The 17,461-nt window shown below is 71.2% G+C and carries 22 protein-coding genes and 1 pseudogene; 17 read left to right on the top strand and 6 right to left on the bottom strand.

Features of this window, described 5'->3' with window-relative positions; translation table 11 throughout:
- Window positions 1-262: 262 nt before the first annotated feature.
- On the bottom strand, window positions 263-694 hold the full coding sequence (locus AB0P29_RS11760; protein WP_253034688.1) for a GIY-YIG nuclease family protein: 432 nt from the start codon (window positions 692-694) through the stop codon (window positions 263-265).
- Window positions 695-762: 68 nt separating this feature from the next.
- Between AB0P29_RS11760 and AB0P29_RS11765 the strand changes: the two genes are divergently transcribed.
- Window positions 763-1,227 carry a family 1 glycosylhydrolase gene (locus tag AB0P29_RS11765; protein ID WP_363379944.1) on the top strand — a complete coding sequence of 155 codons (465 nt, stop codon included), beginning with the start codon at window positions 763-765 and terminating at the stop codon, window positions 1,225-1,227.
- On the opposite strand, the gene AB0P29_RS11770 is transcribed toward AB0P29_RS11765, so the two are convergent.
- Window positions 1,164-1,928, bottom strand: a complete 765-nt coding sequence (locus AB0P29_RS11770; RefSeq protein ID WP_363379946.1) for a hypothetical protein — start codon at window positions 1,926-1,928, stop codon at window positions 1,164-1,166. The genes AB0P29_RS11765 and AB0P29_RS11770 overlap by 64 nt on opposite strands.
- An 85-nt stretch (window positions 1,929-2,013) precedes the next feature.
- Here AB0P29_RS11770 and AB0P29_RS11775 point away from each other — a divergent pair, with 85 nt between their 5' ends.
- Window positions 2,014-2,526 carry an ASCH domain-containing protein gene (locus AB0P29_RS11775; RefSeq protein ID WP_363379948.1) on the top strand — a complete coding sequence of 171 codons (513 nt, stop codon included), beginning with the start codon at window positions 2,014-2,016 and terminating at the stop codon, window positions 2,524-2,526.
- A gap of 55 nt (window positions 2,527-2,581) precedes the next feature.
- Here AB0P29_RS11775 and AB0P29_RS11780 read toward each other — a convergent pair.
- Window positions 2,582-2,692, bottom strand: a pseudogene (locus AB0P29_RS11780) (response regulator transcription factor); the annotation flags it as partial.
- 237 nt (window positions 2,693-2,929) lie between these two features.
- Between AB0P29_RS11780 and AB0P29_RS11785 the strand changes: the two are divergent.
- The 3 genes from AB0P29_RS11785 to AB0P29_RS11795 all read left to right on the top strand — a co-directional run bounded on the left by AB0P29_RS11785 (window position 2,930) and on the right by AB0P29_RS11795 (window position 6,508).
- Complete coding sequence (locus tag AB0P29_RS11785) at window positions 2,930-4,069, top strand: thiamine pyrophosphate-dependent dehydrogenase E1 component subunit alpha (protein ID WP_311286404.1); 1,140 nt, start codon at window positions 2,930-2,932, stop codon at window positions 4,067-4,069.
- On the top strand, window positions 4,066-5,049 hold the full coding sequence (locus tag AB0P29_RS11790) for an alpha-ketoacid dehydrogenase subunit beta (protein ID WP_311286403.1): 984 nt from the start codon (window positions 4,066-4,068) through the stop codon (window positions 5,047-5,049). Before AB0P29_RS11785 ends, AB0P29_RS11790 begins: the two co-directional genes overlap by 4 nt.
- A 124-nt stretch (window positions 5,050-5,173) precedes the next feature.
- Window positions 5,174-6,508 (top strand): dihydrolipoamide acetyltransferase family protein, encoded by a 1,335-nt coding sequence (locus tag AB0P29_RS11795; RefSeq protein ID WP_363379951.1) that lies wholly within the window; start codon window positions 5,174-5,176, stop codon window positions 6,506-6,508.
- A gap of 79 nt (window positions 6,509-6,587) precedes the next feature.
- On the opposite strand, the gene AB0P29_RS11800 is transcribed toward AB0P29_RS11795, so the two are convergent.
- Window positions 6,588-7,016 carry a BLUF domain-containing protein gene (locus AB0P29_RS11800; RefSeq protein WP_363379952.1) on the bottom strand — a complete coding sequence of 143 codons (429 nt, stop codon included), beginning with the start codon at window positions 7,014-7,016 and terminating at the stop codon, window positions 6,588-6,590.
- A gap of 249 nt (window positions 7,017-7,265) precedes the next feature.
- Here AB0P29_RS11800 and AB0P29_RS11805 point away from each other — a divergent pair, with 249 nt between their 5' ends.
- From AB0P29_RS11805 to rpsN, 12 genes are all read left to right on the top strand, one after another.
- Window positions 7,266-8,270 carry a zinc ABC transporter substrate-binding protein gene (locus AB0P29_RS11805; protein ID WP_363379954.1) on the top strand — a complete coding sequence of 335 codons (1,005 nt, stop codon included), beginning with the start codon at window positions 7,266-7,268 and terminating at the stop codon, window positions 8,268-8,270.
- On the top strand, window positions 8,267-9,079 hold the full coding sequence (locus tag AB0P29_RS11810; protein WP_363379957.1) for a metal ABC transporter ATP-binding protein: 813 nt from the start codon (window positions 8,267-8,269) through the stop codon (window positions 9,077-9,079). Before AB0P29_RS11805 ends, AB0P29_RS11810 begins: the two co-directional genes overlap by 4 nt.
- Window positions 9,076-9,975 carry a metal ABC transporter permease gene (locus AB0P29_RS11815; protein ID WP_363379960.1) on the top strand — a complete coding sequence of 300 codons (900 nt, stop codon included), beginning with the start codon at window positions 9,076-9,078 and terminating at the stop codon, window positions 9,973-9,975. Before AB0P29_RS11810 ends, AB0P29_RS11815 begins: the two co-directional genes overlap by 4 nt.
- A 9-nt stretch (window positions 9,976-9,984) precedes the next feature.
- The gene (locus AB0P29_RS11820; RefSeq protein WP_064002682.1) at window positions 9,985-10,398 is read left to right on the top strand and encodes a transcriptional repressor; all 414 of its coding nucleotides are present in this window, start codon (window positions 9,985-9,987) and stop codon (window positions 10,396-10,398) included.
- Window positions 10,388-11,419, top strand: a complete 1,032-nt coding sequence (locus AB0P29_RS11825) for a permease (RefSeq protein WP_363379963.1) — start codon at window positions 10,388-10,390, stop codon at window positions 11,417-11,419. The genes AB0P29_RS11820 and AB0P29_RS11825 overlap by 11 nt, the downstream gene beginning before the upstream one ends.
- Window positions 11,412-12,299 carry a DUF1980 domain-containing protein gene (locus AB0P29_RS11830; RefSeq protein WP_363379966.1) on the top strand — a complete coding sequence of 296 codons (888 nt, stop codon included), beginning with the start codon at window positions 11,412-11,414 and terminating at the stop codon, window positions 12,297-12,299. Before AB0P29_RS11825 ends, AB0P29_RS11830 begins: the two co-directional genes overlap by 8 nt.
- On the top strand, window positions 12,289-13,677 hold the full coding sequence (locus tag AB0P29_RS11835; protein WP_363379969.1) for a hypothetical protein: 1,389 nt from the start codon (window positions 12,289-12,291) through the stop codon (window positions 13,675-13,677). The genes AB0P29_RS11830 and AB0P29_RS11835 overlap by 11 nt, the downstream gene beginning before the upstream one ends.
- Window positions 13,674-14,342 carry a DNA-3-methyladenine glycosylase gene (locus tag AB0P29_RS11840; protein ID WP_363379972.1) on the top strand — a complete coding sequence of 223 codons (669 nt, stop codon included), beginning with the start codon at window positions 13,674-13,676 and terminating at the stop codon, window positions 14,340-14,342. The genes AB0P29_RS11835 and AB0P29_RS11840 overlap by 4 nt, the downstream gene beginning before the upstream one ends.
- 333 nt (window positions 14,343-14,675) lie before the next feature.
- Window positions 14,676-15,314 carry a HEAT repeat domain-containing protein gene (locus AB0P29_RS11845; RefSeq protein ID WP_064002677.1) on the top strand — a complete coding sequence of 213 codons (639 nt, stop codon included), beginning with the start codon at window positions 14,676-14,678 and terminating at the stop codon, window positions 15,312-15,314.
- A gap of 173 nt (window positions 15,315-15,487) precedes the next feature.
- A complete protein-coding gene (rpmB, locus tag AB0P29_RS11850) occupies window positions 15,488-15,724 on the top strand; it encodes a 50S ribosomal protein L28 (protein ID WP_018187658.1) in 237 nt (78 codons plus the stop codon).
- A complete protein-coding gene (gene rpmG / locus AB0P29_RS11855; RefSeq protein WP_005051772.1) occupies window positions 15,724-15,894 on the top strand; it encodes a 50S ribosomal protein L33 in 171 nt (56 codons plus the stop codon). The genes rpmB and rpmG overlap by 1 nt, the downstream gene beginning before the upstream one ends.
- Before the next feature lie 4 nt (window positions 15,895-15,898).
- Window positions 15,899-16,204: a 30S ribosomal protein S14 gene (rpsN, locus tag AB0P29_RS11860; RefSeq protein WP_064002676.1), complete on the top strand. Its 306-nt coding sequence runs from the start codon at window positions 15,899-15,901 to the stop codon at window positions 16,202-16,204.
- A gap of 83 nt (window positions 16,205-16,287) precedes the next feature.
- Here rpsN and AB0P29_RS11865 read toward each other — a convergent pair whose 3' ends face one another.
- Both AB0P29_RS11865 and AB0P29_RS11870 read right to left on the bottom strand, forming a co-directional pair.
- Window positions 16,288-16,692, bottom strand: a complete 405-nt coding sequence (locus AB0P29_RS11865; protein WP_359918585.1) for an arsenate reductase ArsC — start codon at window positions 16,690-16,692, stop codon at window positions 16,288-16,290.
- Window positions 16,689-17,459 (bottom strand): MIP/aquaporin family protein, encoded by a 771-nt coding sequence (locus AB0P29_RS11870; RefSeq protein WP_363379976.1) that lies wholly within the window; start codon window positions 17,457-17,459, stop codon window positions 16,689-16,691. Before AB0P29_RS11870 ends, AB0P29_RS11865 begins: the two co-directional genes overlap by 4 nt.
- Window positions 17,460-17,461: the final 2 nt, after the last annotated feature.

Raw genomic sequence — 17,461 nt, forward strand, 5'->3', positions numbered from 1 at the left:
CCCGCGACGATACGCGTGCGTCCGCCCGAGCGGAAGGAGTAGGACCCGGCTGGAGGGGGGTTTCCCCCGGACCCCAGCCGGGTCGTGGTGCTGTAGCGGGCCCGCATGCGGAAACGCCTTATCCCCCAGAGACCAATCCGAGTGCGGGCAAACCAGCGCCCCAAAATGGTGGTCCTACAGCACGTGAGAATCTATTCATGCTGGGCGACGTTCTTGTCCCCCTTTCGGGGGACAAGCGTCGTGTGGTAGAACTTTTGGCCGCCTACGAGGATCGGCGTCGGAACGCGTCGCCGAGCCAGCGGTCGTAGGCCGCCCACGGGTCGCCTATGCGCTCTCGCACGGCTTCGATGTGCGCCGCGAGCACCCCGGTGAGCGTGAACCATTCGCCGCCCTCGCGAAGCTCGGCGAACTCGCGGTGCCGTTGCTGCTCCAGAACGCGGTCGCCCGGTTCGAAGGCCAGCAGCTCGTCATGCATGATCGCGGCCAACCGGCGCCGTGGCGTCGCCGACGTGCCGATCTTCACGCGGTCGCGGTACCGCAGGTAGTAGACGACGTCGATCCGCGGCGGCGGGATGTCGGGGTCGGGGGCGTCGCCCAGCCGCCACCCGCAGCGCGTGCAGTACCAGGCGTCGTCACGGCGCTCGCCGACCGCGCCGCCGCAGAGGCGGCAGCGCGAGGGCAGGGCATCGGGCACGTGAGCATGGTGGCACCGACGGCCGACACCGTGTCTACCTGCGGACGATCATCGGCACCGACGGTCCGGTGCCCTTCCCCGACGATGTCGAGCGCACCCTCACCGGCTGGGAGTACTACCCCGAGGCCCTCGGCCACGCGCTGCGCCACACCCACGAGGTGACCGGCGGCATCCCCATGATCGTCACCGAGAACGGCATGGCGACGGCCGACGACAGTCGGCGCATCGACTACACGACCGGCGCGCTCGAGGGTGTCTCGGCCGCGCTGCGCGACGGCCTCGACGTGCGGGGTGATCCCGGCCGCCTGAGACTCGCGCCCCTGTCGCGTTCGCGAGGAGATGGAGGTTTCCGAGGACCGGTTCGAGCGGATGCCTCCTCTGGAACCGAGATCTCCTCGCGAACGCACGACAGGGCGCGGAATCCCGGAAGGTCTGCGCCCTGTCACGGGTGCCGCGGGGCGGCATCCGCTCAGTCGTCGAGTTCGGTCTTCAGCACCGTGCCGGACGCGTCGAGGGTGACCTCCACGATCTGACGGTCGCCCGTGAGGATCGACACGTCGAACGGGGAACGGTTGTCGTCGTCGGCGTCGATGTCGATGATGCGCCCGGGCTGCTCCGCGAGGGCAGCGTCGACCATGGCCTGCAGCGTGGCGGTGTCGAGCACGTTCTGCGGCGCGCGGTCGTCGGCGTCGGGTCCTTCCGTCTCGCGCACGACCGCCTGGCCGTCCGCGCCGACGAGGACCTCGGTCTCGGACCCGTCCGCGCCCGTGAGGGTGACGTCCCAGCTGCCGTCGCGGTTCCCGTCGATCGCGGTCGGCTCGCCGTCGGCGACGCCCTGCGCAGCCTTCGCGATGCCGTCGAGCGCTGCGGCGTCGGACGCACCGAACTCGCCGGACGCGGTCGTCGCCGCGCTGTCGACGACGTCGGACGCGTCATCGTCGGTGTCGTCGACGCGCGTGCCGTCGGCCTCGCCCTGCGTTCCGGCGGCGGGGTCCTGCGTGCCGTCGGCCTCGCCCTGCTGGCTGACGGCCACGCCGTCCAGTCGGTCGTCGTCGAGTGCGGAGCCGATCGCGACGCCGCCGCCGACGAGCACGAGTGCGCCGAGCGCTGCGCCACCGGCGATCAGCGCGGTGCGGCCGCGCCGCTTCGCCGGCTTCGCCGCCGCCGGCTCGGCGGCGGGCGTGTACGGCTGGGTGGGGGTGGACGGGTCGGGGGTGGTGGTGTTCTCGCTCATGCACCCAGAGTGCCGAGCGGGCACTGAAGCCCACCTGAAGCGACCTGAAGCGGTCTTCAGGATGCCGGGATGCCAGGATCGAGGGATGTCCGAGAGCCTCTCCTCCGCCGCCTTCCCCCTCGATCGTGACGCCGCCGACCGGATGTGGGCCGACTACCGCGCCGCCCATCCCGCTGCCGCGGCGGCAGGACCGGACTACACGGTCGAGCACTTCGGCGACAGCCCGCGGCTCGCGGACCAGCTCCTCGACGCCGTGCTGAACGGTCCGAAGCGGGCGACCTCCGAACTGGTCGCGGAGTTCTTCGAGCACGGCGACCAGCTGCCGCGGATCGGTTCGCACTGGATCGCGTGCGACGGCACCGGCGCGCCGCGCATCATCATCCGCAGCACCGAACTGCGCGTCGGCGCGTTCGCGAGCGCCGACGCGGCCTTCGCGTTCGACGAGGGCGAGGACGACCGCTCCCTGGAGAGCTGGCAGCGCGAGCACCGCCGCTACTTCACGCGGGTCGCCGCCGCCCGCGGCGCGGAGTGGTCCGAGGACGACGAGATCGTCTTCGAGCGGTTCGCCGTGGTCTGGCCGCCGGAGCACGCCGACTGAGCGCTCCTGCCTGAGCGCCCTCGATCGCGTCGTAGCTCGTTTCGCGGGCGCGCTACAGCCCGTCGACGCCGTTGTGCGCGACGTCGACGGCGAACCCCTCGGCCTCGAGCCCGCGGCGCACGCCGTCCGCCGGGCGCACCTCGTCGTCGACCACCAGAACACGCATGCGCCCAGTGTGGCGTGCGCACGCTGAAGCACGGCTGAAGCCGTCCCGTCCCGTCCCCCACCGGCCCTTCCCCTGTCGCAACACGCCGCCGGGCTCCGCACTTCGCGACAGGCGAGTGCGGATGGCGGCGGATGCCGGGCCGCACGCGGCCGGCTTGTCCCGAGGGAACGGCGAATCGCGGCATCCGTTGTCGACCTCATGCAGAACCGCTCATGCGTCGGGGTCTAGCGTGGGAGGGTGACCCCCTCGTTCGAGGCTCCGGCCGAAGCATCCGACGTCGTCCGCGTCCTCGCCGCCGACGGTTCGTACGACCCCTCCGACGCTGCTGAGCGCTATCTGCCGCTGATCGATGCCCTCACCGACACCGAGCTCGAGACGTTCTACCGCGACATGGTCGTGGTGCGCGCCTTCGACCGGCAGGCGACCAACCTGCAGCGTCAGGGCCAGCTCGCGTTGTGGCCGCCGTCCCTCGGGCAGGAGGCGGCGCAGGTCGGCTCGGCGAGGGCGACCCGCGCGCACGACCATGTCTTCCCGTCCTACCGGGAGCACGTCGTCGTCACGACGCGCGGCGTCGACCCGATCGACATCATCCGGCTGATGCGCGGGCTCACCCACGGCGGCTGGAACCCGGCCGAACACCAGAACACGCACATCTATACGCTCGTCCTCGGCGCGCAGACCCTGCACGCGACGGGACTCGGCATGGGCCTCGTCTTCGACGGCCGCACCGGCACGGGCGACCCCGAGAAGGACGAGGCGGTCATCGTCTACTACGGCGACGGCGCCTCGAGCCAGGGCGACGTCCACGAGGCGATGGTGTTCGCCGCGAGCTACCGGACGCCGCAGGTCTTCTTCCTGCAGAACAACCACTGGGCGATCTCGGTCCCCGTCTCGACGCAGTCGCGCGTCCCGCTCGCCCGCCGCGGCGACGGCTACGGCATCCCCGCCGTCCGCGTCGACGGCAACGACGTCCTCGCGAGCTACGCGGTCAGCAAGGTCGCCCTCGACGAGGCGCGCGCCGGCGGCGGCCCCCGCGCGATCGAGGCGCTGACCTACCGCATGGGCGCCCACACGACCAGCGACGACCCGACCAAGTACCGCACGAGCGACGAGGAGCAGTCGTGGCTGCGCCGCGACCCGATCGCGCGCATGCGGGCCTTCCTGCAGAACCGGGGCGCCTCGGCATCCTTCTTCGACGAGGTGGATGCCGCAGCCGCCGCCTACGCCGACGACGTGCGCGTGCGCACCAACGCCCTGGGCGACATCCCCACCGGCGTCATGTTCGACCACGTCTACGGCGACGCCCACCCGCTCGTGCAGGAGCAGCAGCGCTGGCTGGCCGAGTACGAGGCATCCTTCGAGGAGGGGAACGCGTGAGCGACATCCAGACCCTGCCGTTCGCGAAGGCGCTGAACGCCGGCCTCCGCGCGGCGATGACCGCGGACGACCACGTCCTGCTCATGGGCGAGGACATCGGGCCGCTCGGCGGCGTCTTCCGCGTGACCGAGGGCCTGCACGCCGAGTTCGGACCGCAGCGCGTGCTCGACACGCCGCTCGCGGAGTCCGGCATCGTCGGCACGGCGATCGGCCTGGCGATGGCGGGGTTCCGTCCCGTCATCGAGATCCAGTTCGACGGGTTCGTCTTCCCCGCGTTCGACCAGATCACGTCGCAGCTCGCGAAGCTCGCGAACCGTCACGAGGGGCACGCGCACTTCCCCCTCGTCATCCGCATCCCCTACGGCGGGCACATCGGCGCCGTCGAGCACCACCAGGAGAGCCCCGAGGCGTACTTCGCGCACACCCCGGGTCTGCGGGTCGTGTCGCCCTCGACGCCGAACGACGCCTACTGGATGATCCAGGACGCGATCGCCTCGCCCGACCCGGTCATCTTCCTCGAGCCGAAGGCGAAGTACTGGATGAAGGGCGAGGTGGATGTCGCGGAGCGGGCGCTCCCGCTCCACGCCTCCCGCGTCGTCCGCCGCGGCACCGACGTCACGCTCGTCGGTCACGGCGCGATGGTGACGACCCTCCTGCAGGCGGCCGCGCTCGCCGAGGGCGAGGGCACCTCGTGCGAGGTCATCGACGTGCGCTCGCTGTCGCCGATCGACTACGAGCCGATCCTCGAGTCGGTGCGCCGCACGGGGCGCATGGTCTACGCGCAAGAGGCCCCCGGCAACGTCTCGGTGGGCTCCGAGGTGGCGGCGACCGTCATGGAGAAGGCGTTCTACGCGCTCGAGGCCCCCGTCCTGCGGGTGTCGGGCTTCGACGTGCCGTTCCCGCCCGCCAAGCTGGAGGGCCAGTACCTCCCCGACGCGGACCGCATCCTCGAGGCCGTCGACCGCGCCCTCGCCTACTGACGCCCGCTATGGCCCCCCTACCCGCGACCCCCGCACGTCCGCGAGACTGCACGTGTGCATCGAGACTGCGGCGTCAGCCCGCAGTCTCGGCGCGCGTCTGCAGTCTCGCGGGGATGGAGATGACATGAGCACGCAGACCTTCCACCTGCCGGACGTCGGCGAAGGCCTCACCGAGGCCGAGATCGTGCAGTGGCGCGTCGCGCCGGGCGACACGGTCGACGTGAACGACGTTCTCGTCGAGATCGAGACGGCGAAGTCGCTCGTCGAGCTGCCGTCGCCGTTCAGTGGCACGGTGGGCGACATCCTCGCCGCCGAGGGCGCGACGGTCGAGGTCGGCGCCGCGATCATCACGATCGCCGGTGGCGAGGGACAGCCGGATGCCGACATCGGCCGTTCCGAGCACGGCGAGAAGCCCTCCGAGGAGCCCGGTGGCTCGGTGCTCGTCGGCTACGGCACCGGGGGCGAGGTGAAGTCGCGCCGCCGCAAGCCGGCCGAGAAGCCGGTGACGAAGGCGGTCGGCGTCGTCGCGAAGCCGCCGATCCGCAAGCTCGCCCGCGATCTGGGTGTCGACCTGTCGGACGTGACGCCGAGCGGCGCCGCCGGCGAGGTGACCCGCGAGGACGTCGTCCGTCACGCCGAGCAGGCGTCGGTGTTCCGCAACATCGCGACGCCGGAGCTGCCCGAGGAGCGCGAGCTGTCGATTCCCGTCGCGGCACCCGCGGCATCCGTCCCCGCCCCGTCGGCGCCGCCGGCGGACGCCCGCGAAGAGGCCATCACCGTCAAGGGCGTGCGCAAGGCGACCGCCAACGCGATGACCTCGAGCGCGTACACCGCGCCGCACGTGTCGGTCTGGACCGACGTCGACGCGACCCGCACGATGGAGCTCGTCAAGCGGCTGAAGGCCTCGCCCGACTTCGCCGACGTGAAGATCTCGCCGCTGCTGATCTTCTCGCGCGCCGTCATCTGGGCGCTGCGCCGCACGCCGATGATCAACGCCGCGTGGGTCGAGACCGAGAACGGCGCCGAGATCCGCGTGCGCCACTACGTGAACCTCGGCATCGCGGCGGCGACGCCGCGCGGCCTGCTCGTCCCCAACATCAAGGACGCGCAGGACCTCAACATGCGCGGCCTCGCGAGGGCGCTCGAGAAGCTCACGGTGACGGCGCGCGACGGCAAGACGACGCCCGCCGATCAGCAGGGCGGCACGTTCACGATCACGAACATCGGTGTCTTCGGGATGGATGCCGGGACCCCGATCATCAATCCGGGGGAGTCCGGCATCATCGCCATGGGCACGATCCGGCAGAAGCCGTGGGTCGTCGACGGCGAGGTGCGTCCGCGGTTCGTGACGACGGTGTCGGGCTCGTTCGACCATCGCGTCATCGACGGCGACGGCATCAGCCGCTTCATCGCCGACGTCGCCTCGGTGCTCGAGGAGCCGGCGCTCCTGCTCGACTGATGGGCGACGTCCACACCGACGATCGTCAACCTGTCGGGCCTGGCGTACGTGTCGCTCACCCGCGGCCGACCGGAGCCGGTCAGCCGGTCGAGCCGCCCGCCCTGCCGTGGAACCATCCGCCGAGGGCGTCCGCCGACTCGCGGGTCGTCGCATCGTCGTCGGCGGTCCGGAGGGCGTCGACCGCGCCGTCCGATCCGTCACCGGGGGCCGTCGGCTCGTAGCCCATGGACCATGCCGCGTACTTGCGCTCGGTCGTCTGCTCCTCGAGCAGCACGCGGACGTCGGTGTGTCGGGGATCGCGCCCGATGCGCTCGAGGAGTGCACGGACGGCGGCATCCGGTCCTTCGAGGATCTGGACGAAGTCGGGGTCGCGGTAGACCAGCATCCCCGTGATGCCGTCGCGGGAGTTGTTCACGCGGCTCTGGCTCAGGAGGTCGACGAGGTCGTCGTGATCGAAGGGCTCGGCCGCACGGCTCGCGTAGACGATGAAGGTCAGCTGCTCGGTCATGCTCGAACTCTCCAGAGTGGTGGCGCGCCGGGGGATGCGGGTGCCCCCGGTCCGATGACAGTAACAGGCGGCGAAAACCGTTTCGGGGCTCTTGCGCAAGCCCGTGGTCATGCGCCGAGGAAGGGTGATGTCGAGGACACGGACTGGCGCTTCTCGCTGATGAACTGGGGTCATGACCCCCTCAAGTAGGAGCCGGGGAAGCAGCTCGACGAGTTGAGAACGATTATCAACACCGCGTAGACTCGCGGCATGACCTCTCGTGTGCCCGCACTGCTCGCCCTCTCCGTCGGATCGGTCCTCGTGCTCGCGGGCTGTGCCACCGCGACGAGCCCGGCAGCGGGCGGCGGTGACGACCGGCTGAAGGTCGTCGCGTCGACGAACGTCTACGGCTCGCTGGCCCAGGCCGTCGGCGGCGACGATGTCGAGGTCACCTCGATCGTCAATTCGCTCTCGCAGGACCCGCACTCGTACGAGGCCTCGGCGCGGGACCAGCTCACCGTGTCGCAGGCCGACCTCGTCATCGAGAACGGCGGCGGCTACGACGCGTTCGTCGACGCGCTGATCGACGCGAGCGGCACCACTGCCCCCGTCATCACCGCCGTCGAGTACTCGCACGACTACCCCGGCAACGAGGGGCACTCCGACGACGCGCACGCCGAGGGCGACTCTCACGCCGAGGAGGATGACCACGTCGAGGGCGACGACCACGCGGGCCACGACCACATCGAAGGCTTCAACGAGCACGTCTGGTACGACCCGCACACGATGGAGCACGTCGTCGAGGACATCGCCCACGAACTGGGTGACCTGGATGCCGCCAAGGCCGACACCTTCGAGGCGAACGCGAAGAAGCTCATCGACCGCATCGCCGGCCTCGAGACCTCTGTCGAGAAGATCAAGGCCGACCACGCGGGCGAGAAGATCTTCGTGACCGAGCCGGTCCCGCTGTACCTCACGGCCGCGGCCGGGCTCGAGAACGCGACCCCCGAGGCGTTCAGCGAAGCCGTCGAAGAGGGCCAGGACGTCCCGCCCGCGACCATGCTCGAGGCGACGAAGATCCTCGGCTCGGGCGAGGTCCGCACCGTCATCGTCAACGCCCAGACCGGCGGCGCGGAGACGAGCGAGGTGGAGGGCCTCGCGACGAAGGCCGACATCCCGGTGCTGAAGTTCACCGAGCTCCTGCCCGACGGGCTGACCTACCTCGAGTGGATGCAGCAGAACATCGACGAGCTGGCCGGTAGCCTGACTCGGTGACCCGCCCCGACGACATCCCCCTCCGCATCCGGGGCGCCGCGCTCCGCCGCGGCGGGCGGGAGCTCTGGAGCGGCCTCGATCTCGACGTGCAGCCGGGCGAGCTGATCGCCGTGCTCGGCCCCAGCGGCTCGGGCAAGACGACTCTGCTCCGCGCGATCCTCGGCCTCGAGGACCTGAGCGAGGGCACGGTCGAGGTGGGCGGCAAGCGCGTCCACCGCGCCGGCAACCGGGGCATCGGGTACCTGCCGCAGACCCGGCCGTTGCCGCGCGACACGGCACTGCGCGGGCGCGACCTCGTCGCGCTCGGGGTCAACGGGAACCGCTTCGGTCCGCCGATCCCGCGCCGCAAGGACCGCGAGCGGGTCGACGAACTGATCGCCGCCGTCGGCGCGACGGAGTTCGCCGACCGGCCCGTCGGCATCCTCTCCGGCGGTGAACAGCAGCGCCTGCGGGTCGGGCAGGCCCTCGCCGACGACCCGCGGCTGCTCCTGTGCGACGAACCTCTGACGAGCCTCGACCTCGCCAACCAGCAGGCCGTCGTCGGGCTCATCGACCGGCACCGCCGCAGCGGGGCTGCGGTCCTGCTCGTCACCCACGACATCAACCCGCTGCTCGGCAAGGTCGATCGCATCCTCTACATCGCGAACGGCCGCTTCACGCTCGGGAAGCCGAAGGACGTCCTCACCTCGCCGGTGCTCACCGACCTCTACGGCGCGCCCGTCTTCGTGCTGCGCGCCGGCGACCGTCTGGTCGTGGTCGGCGCGCCCGACGCCGAGGCATCCCACCACCATCACGAGGACCACGCATGAACTGGGACGACATCGCGAACGCCATGTTCGGCGGCGCGCCGGTCTACGGCGAGATCCTCGCGCTCGTGCAGAACTCGGTGTGGGCCGGGGCGATCCTCGGCCTCGTCGGCGGCCTCATCGGGGTGTTCGTACTGCAGCGCGACATGGCGTTCGCCGTGCACGGCATCAGCGAGCTGTCGTTCGCGGGGGCGGCCGCCGCGCTGCTGATCGGAGCCGACGTCGTCACCGGGTCGATCGTCGGCTCGATTGTCGCCGCCGCCCTCATCGGGTGGCTCGGCGCCCGCGCCCGCGACCGCAACTCGATCATCGGGGTGCTCATGCCGTTCGGCCTGGGCCTCGGCATCCTCTTCCTCGCCCTCTACAACGGGCGCAGCGCCAACCGGTTCAGTCTGCTGACCGGACAGATCGTCTCGGTGCAGTCCGATCAGCTCACGTGGCTGATCGTCATCTCCGCCGTCGTGCTCGTCGCGCTGCTGCTCATCTGGCGACCGCTGCGCTTCGACTCGCTCGACCCGCAGTCGGCGGCCGCCCGCGGCGTCCCGACGGGGCTGATCTCGCTCGCCTTCATGCTGCTGCTCGGTCTCGCCGTCGCCGTCGCCGTGCACATCATCGGCGCGCTGCTCGTCCTCGCCCTGCTCGTGACGCCCGCCGCGGCCGCCGCCCGCATCGCGCACGGTCCCGTCGCCGTGCCGCTGCTGGCCGCCCTCTTCGGCGTGGTCTCGGCGGTCGGCGGCATCCTGCTCGCCGTCGCGGGGACCCTCCCCGTCAGCCCCTACATCACGACGATCTCGTTCCTCATCTACCTCGTCTGCCGCGTCGTCGGCGATCGTCGGGGGCGGGTGCAGCGGACGGATGCCGCCCGCGGCGCCCAGGCCGTCGCCAGCACGCGGGCGTAGAATCCGGCCATGGCCCAGCGCAACACCTGGCAGCGCGAGCGCGTGCGTTCGGCGCTGTCCGACGCCCCCGGATTCGTGAGCGCCCAGGACCTGCACGCCGCCCTGCGCGACGAGAACACCGGCATCGGGCTCGCGACCGTCTACCGCGCCCTGGCCACCCTCGCCGCGAGCGGCGAAGCCGACCAGCTGCAGTCGCCTGACGGCGAGGCGATCTACCGCGCGTGCGCCAGCACGGGACACCACCACCACCTCATCTGCCGTGTCTGCGGCAAGGCCGTCGAGATCCAGGCCGACGAGGTCGAGACGTGGGCAAAGCGCATCGCCGCGGCGAACGGGTTCACCGACGCCGAGCACGTCGTCGACATCTTCGGCACGTGCGCGGACTGCGCCCGCACAGCGGCATCCGGGGCCCGTGCGGACTGAGGTCCGCCCCGCGGAGCCGCGTTCGACGTCGACCTCCCCCGCAGGGTCGGCCGGTCGCGGCGCGCTCTGGCTGGGGGTCGGGTTCCTCGCCGTCCTCGCGCTGATCGGGGTGGCGCTGTGGAGCCCGTCGCCCGAACTCCCGACCCGCGCGCAGGACGGGCTGACGCTCGCCCTCAGCGTGCTCATCGAGTCGCTGCCGTTCGTCGTGCTCGGCGTGATCCTCTCGATCGTCGTGCAGGTGTGGGTGCCGCCGGGTGTCATCGAACGGTGGATGCCGCGCAACCCCTGGGGTCGTCGCGCCGTCCTCTCCCTGCTCGGCATGCTCATCCCGGTGTGCGAGTGCGGCAATGTGCCCTTCGCGCGCGGGCTCATGATGCGCGGCTTCTCGGTCGCCGAGACGCTGACCTTCCTGGTCGCGGCGCCGATCGTCAACCCGATCGTGATCATCACGACCCACCAGGCATTCGGGTTCGACGACGGCATCCTGGTCGCCCGCCTGCTCGGCGGCTACCTCATCGCGAACGTCATCGGGTGGCTGTACAGCCGGCATCCCGATCAGGACGCCCTCGTCACCGACCGCTTCCGCGACGCGTGCCTCGCCGAGCAGGGCGTGACGGGCGACCGGGGGCGGCGCAGCCTCGCCCAGTTCGTCGTCGAGCTGCGCGCGGTCATGCCGGCGCTCATCATCGGATCGGCGGTCGCCGGAGCCGTGCAGGTCGTCGTGCCGCGCGACGTGCTGCTGTCGATCGGATCGAACCCCGCGCTGTCGATCGCGGCGATGATCCTGCTCGCGATGATCGTGTCGATCTGCTCGAACGTCGACTCGTTCTTCGCGCTGTCGTTCGCCTCGACGTTCACCCCGGGCGCGATCGTCGCGTTCCTGCTCGTCGGGCCCCTCGTCGACGTCAAGATGCTCGCCCTCCTGCGGACGACCTTCCGCACCCGTGTCCTCGGCGTGCTGGTGATCGCCGTCGTCCTCGCGGCCGCCGCGATCGGAGGGGTGGTGAACCTCCTTGCGTGACACGGTCTGGTTCCGGATGCTGGGCGTCGGCGCCGTGGCATCCGTCGCCGCCCTGACGATCGCCCTCGCGGTCACCGGTCGGCTCGGGCTCTACATCAACCCCGAGTCGTCGTGGTTCGCCGTGTCGATGGCGGTGCTCGTGCTGGTGGGCGTCGTGCTCAGCTTCCTGCTGCCGCTCGGCGCTGCCGAGGATCACGGCCACGACCACGGCGACGAACCGGCGCACGCAGCCGTGCATCGGATTCGGAGATCGTCCGCGGATTCGGACCAGAGCCCCGCCACGCATCCGAATCCGGTGCACATATCCGAATCCGAGACGGATGCCGGGGCCCCACACCCCTCGCACGGCGACGACCACGACCAGCACGCCCCGCGCTCGCCCCGCCGGCTCGCGGGCACCGTGGCGACCGCCTCGGGCGGGGTGCTCGCGCTCGGCTTCGCGGGCACGATGCTGGTCGTCCCGCCGGCGACGCTCTCGGCCGAGCTCGCCGCGTCGCGCGACACCGGCGCTGCTCCGCTGTTCCAGGGCGCCGACACCGTCGCGCTCGCGATCACGGGCGACACCGCGTCGTTCGGCATCGGCGACTGGGCGAGCGTGTTCGCGACCGCGACCGATCCCGAGGTGTTCGACGGCACCGAGATCTCGCTCACCGGTTTCGCCGCGCCCGGCGACGATGGCTTCGACCTGACGCGCCTGATCATCACGCACTGCGTCATCGACGCCCAGCCGGCGAGCCTGCCGGTGTCGGCGGACGACATCCCGAGCAATGGCCAGTGGGTCACCGTGACGGGGACGATCCGAGACGTGGACGGGCAGTTGCGGGTGGATGCGGCATCCGTCACCCCCGTCGACGAGCCCGAGGACCCGTATGAGTTCTGACGGCCGCCGGGCCCAGTGCCGTCGTCGTCTGGCCCGCGGGTTCTCGCTGCGCGTCGTCGCCGTCGTGATCGTGCTCGGCGTCGTCGCCGTCGCCGCCGGGGTCGTGACGACGCTGCAGGGGCCGCGGGTGACCTCGGTGCAGTCCGATGCGACCGCCGCGGTCTCGTCGGCGGGGTCGCGGTTCATCTTCGAGACGACGCAGTCGCTGCAGGAGGTGGATGCCGCCCAGGTCACCGTCACGCCGGCGGCATCCTTCTCCGTCGACACCTCGGGGCGCAGCGTCGGCATCCGCTTCACCGACCCGCTGTGGGACGAGACGACCTACACGATCCGGATCGACGGGCTCGCGGGTGTCGGCGGCGGACCGACCTCGACGATCGAGGAGTCGTTCACGACCCCGAAGCTGCACGCCTTCGTCCTGCAGCGCAGCGAGGGCGGCGACAAGATCTACCGCGTCGACCTCGCCGGCGACGCGACCCCGGTGATCGAGGCCGACCACATCGAGGACTTCCGCTCGACCGCGGGGCACCTCGTCGTCTCGACCCTCGAGGACGACGCCTCGCACCTCGTCGTCACGCGCGCCGACGGGTCGCATCCGCAGGAGCTGACCCTGCCCGGCACCGGGATCGTCACCAACCTGCAGAGCGCCGAGCGCGGCAACACGATCGGGTACACGTACACGGATGCCGACCTCTCGGCATCCGGCGGACGCGAGAGTCTGCTCTTCACGGGGTCGACGGCCGACCCGACCGCGAAGCCCGCCGATATCGCGGTGTCGGGCGCCGACCCGCGCGTCGAGGACTGGCGGTTCGTGCCCGGCACCGACAGCATCCTCATGCTCACCTTCGACGGCGCGCTCAGCCTCGTCTCGCCCTCCGGCGGGGCGCCCGTCGAGCTCGGCAACGCGATCGGCATCGACGACCTCGCCGGAACGACCGCCTTCATCGAGCGCGTCGATGGCCCCGCCGTGGTGGACCTGACCACCGCGGACGAGAAGCCGTTGCCGCCGACGCCCGCCGACCTCGGCCAGACCGGGTCGGTGGCCGCGCTCGCCGACGGCTCCACGCTCCGCGCCCTCACCCCCTTCGACGGCATGACGCCGCGCGCGACGACGGTCACACGAGTGGATGCCGACGGTGCCGCCACTCCCGTGGCCGAGGTCGCGCCGACCGACGCGCTGCTGCAGACGTGCGTGTCGCCGAGCGGCCGGTACGCCGCCCTCGTCGTCGCGCCCGACATCGTCACCGACACGTACGACGGGTACCTGCTGCCGCTGCCCACGAAGCTCGAGACCCGGATCTACACGCTCGACGGCACGCAGGTCGTGGCGCTGCGCGGATTCGACATCTCCTGGTGTCGCAAGGCCCCGGCGCTGTGAGCGCCCTCGTCCCCGCGACCCGCGAGGCCCTGGAGGGGCTCCCGGCCGACGTCGCGCCGACGCTGCTCGGTGGTGAGCTGCGGGTGACGACGGCGGGCGGGCTCGTCGCGCTGCGGATCACCGAGGTCGAGGCGTACCACGGGCGCGGCACCGGCGCGCTCGCCGACCCGGGCTCGCACGCGCGCATGGGACCGACCGCCCGCAATGCAACGATGTGGGGCGAGCCCGGCCACCTGTACGTGTACCTGAGCCACGGCATCCATTCGTGCGTCAACGTCGTGTGCGGCCCCGAGGGCGTCGCCGGCGGGATCCTGCTGCGCGCGGGCGAGGTCGTCGAGGGGCAGGATGCCGCGCACGCCCGTCGACCCGCCGCGCGCCTCGCACGCGACCTGGCCCGCGGACCGGGCAGGCTCGGCGACGCGGTGGGGCTGCGGCATCCGATCCACGACGGCATCGACGCCGTCACCGGCGCGGAGCAGGCCGGCGCGCGGGCGCGGCTCTTCGTGCGCGCAGAGCCGCTGCGCGAGATCGCGACCGGACCGCGCGTCGGGGTTGCGGGCGTCGCCGGGACGGACGCGTTCCCGTGGCGCTTCTGGATCCCGGGCGACCCGACGGTGTCGGCGTTCCGCTGGGGGCGCGGTGCGCGCGAGGCCGCCGGCGGGTGAACCGGTGACGGTTGCCGAGGAGATGACGGTTATCGAGGAGCGGATGCCGCGGCTCGGCCCTCGGGAGCCTCCATCTCCTCGCGGAGCGACGGCTAGGCGGCGCGGGTCGCGAGGATGCTGGTCGTTCCGCTGGTCCCGGTGTTCCTGACGTTCGTCGTGCTCGTCCTGGCCCTCACCGTCTGGGCCGGCGCCGTCGTCCTGCGCGAGAGCGCTCGCTGACGCGACGGCCGGCGTCGGCGTCGTCCGCGAAGCGACGCGGGAACACGCGCGGGTGCCCGGGTGTTCGGGACAGGGTGGGATGCCGCATCCCCCCGACTCCGTGAGGTGATCCCCATGACCGACGCTCCGATCGACGCCGCCGCCCGGCTGGAGGCCGCCCTCGCGTCGCTGGATCCGTCGGCGCGCGTGCAGGCCGCGATGACGGCGGGCACGCACCCGCGGTCGGAGTACATCCCGGTGCTGGTGGCGCAGTGCCGCATCGAGCCGCAGTTCCTGGTCCGCGAGATGCTGACCTGGGCGCTGACCCGTCACGACGCCGACGAGGTGCTCGACCTGCTGATCGGCGAGCTGCGCTCGCGCGGTGCGCAGGTGCGTGCGCAGGCGCTGCACACGATGTCGAAGATCGGGGGACCGCGGGTGTGGCCGGCGGTCACGACCGAGCTGCTGAAGGATGCCGACGACACGGTCGCGCGCACCGCGTGGCGGACCGCGGCGCGGCACGTGCCGGCAGCCGAGGCATCCGCTCTCGCCGATGTGCTGGCGACGCAGTTCGCGCGCGGCGAGGATGACACCCGACGGAGCCTGAGCGAGGCGTTCGCGACGATCGGCGAGCCGGCGCGGCCGCAGGTGGACTGGGCGCTGGCGACCGGTGGTCCGTACACGCGGGCGCACGCCGCGGTGACCGCCCGGCTGATGGACGACCCCGAAGTGACGTACGCCGAGGCGGTCGTCGCGGTGGCGGAGTCGGCCTGAGTCAAGGCGACACGCCCGGCCGTGCTAGACTGATCCTTCGTCTGCGCGCACTCCAGCACGCAGTTCGCATCCCACCTCCAGAAGACGGCTCTTGAGCCGTGTCCGGATGCGGGGTGCAGACAAGGGATCTTGGGTGGGGCCGTCCGGCTTCACGGTACTAAGGAGACATCACCATGGCAGCAGTGTGCCAGGTGACTGGAGCAGTTCCCGGCTTCGGTCACAACATCTCGCACTCGCACCGCCGGACGAAGCGCCGCTTCGACCCGAACGTGCAGAAGAAGACCTATTTCGTTCCTTCGCTTGGTCGCAAGATCACGCTGAACGTCTCGGCTAAGGGCATCAAGGTCATCGACGCCCGCGGCATCGAGTCGGTCGTGAAGGACCTCCTCGCGAAGGGTGTGAAGCTCTAATGGCGAAGAAGGCTCAGGACGTCCGTCCGATCATCAAGCTGCGCTCGACCGCCGGCACGGGGTACACCTACGTGACGCGCAAGAACCGCCGCAACAACCCCGACCGCATCGTGCTGAAGAAGTACGACCCGGTGATCCGCAAGCACGTCGAATTCCGAGAGGAGCGCTGATCTCATGGCCAAGAAGAGCAAGATCGCGCGCAACAAGCAGCGTGAGGTCGTCGTCGCTCGCTACGCCGAGAAGCGTGCCGAGCTGAAGAAGACCCTCGTCGACCCGAACGCGACCGACGAGGCCCGCGAGGCCGCCCGCGTCGGCCTGCAGAAGCTTCCCCGCAACGCGTCGCCCGTGCGCCTGCGCAACCGCGACGCCATCGACGGACGCCCCCGCGGCCACCTGTCGAAGTTCGGCATCTCGCGTGTCCGCTTCCGCGAGATGGCGCACCGTGGCGAGCTGCCCGGTGTCACCAAGTCGAGCTGGTAAGCAACAGCATCCGCACGAAGCCCCCGTCCTCGGACGGGGGCTTCGTCGTTCGCCGGGGGGTGGATCCGCTCGCCGCGTCGCGGTCAGACGAGACTCGCGACGAGCTCTTCGACTCGTCCTCGGATGTCGTCTCGGACCTCGCGGACCACGTCGATGGGCTGGCCGGCGGGGTCGGTGAGCTGCCAGTCCTCGTAGCGCTTGCCCGGGAAGATGGGGCAGGCATCGCCGCATCCCATGGTGATCACGACATCGGCCTGGCGGACGGCATCGGTCGTGAGGATCTGAGGCACGGCGCCGGTGAGGTCGATGCCCTCCTCCGCCATGACGGCGACCGCGTTCGGGTTGATGGCGTTGCCGGGCTCGCTGCCGGCGGAGAACACGTCGATGCGGTCCCCGGCGATTGCGCGGAGGTAACCGGCGGCCATCTGCGATCGGCCGGCGTTATGGACGCAGACGAAGAGGACGGCGGGCTTGGTGGTGTCGGTCATGAGTGCTCCTGCGGTGTGGTGTCGGGTCGGATGGGGACGACGGCGCGGGCGGCGGTGCGATCGGCCGTCGGGTAGAGGACGAGAAGGAGCGCGACTCCGACGGCGGCGCCGACGAGTTGCGCCAGGATGAACGGCATCGCGGAGGCGGGGGCGATCCCGGTGAACGTGTCGGTGAAGATCCGGGCGACGGTGACGGCGGGGTTCGCGAACGAGGTCGAGCTGGTGAACCAGTAGGCAGCACCGATGTAGGCCCCGACCGCCGCGGCGGTCACAGCGGCCGTGGTCGTGCGCGCGAGAGCGAACACCAGCAGCACCAGTCCCGCAGTGGCGACCACCTCCCCGACCAGCTGCCCTGCGGTCGCGCGAGGAGTGGTCGAGAGCGTCGGGGCGACGTCGAACATGACGCTCGCCAGCAGGGTGCCGGCGACACCGCCCGTGATTTGAGCGGCGACGTACGCGCTGAGGTGGGTCGACGAGAGGCCGCCGGCACGACGACGCGACAGCACCCAGTCGGCGAGGGAGACGGCGGGGTTGAGATGGGCTCCCGACACGGGGCCGATCAGGAGGATCAGCACGGCGAGGCCGAGGGCGGTGACGAGGCTGTTCTCGAGCAGTTGCAGGCCGACATCGTTCGGGGACAGTCGCTGCGCGGCGATCCCCGATCCGACGACGACCGTGACCAGCATCCCGGTCCCGAGGAACTCGGCAGCCAGGCGGCGCATCAACGGCGGCCGCACCGATGACGGCGGGCGCGGTTCGGCATCCATGA

Origin of the sequence: Microbacterium sp. NPDC080220, assembly GCF_040686395.1 — a bacterium.
Classification (GTDB): Bacteria; Actinomycetota; Actinomycetes; order Actinomycetales; family Microbacteriaceae; genus Microbacterium; species Microbacterium gawkjiense.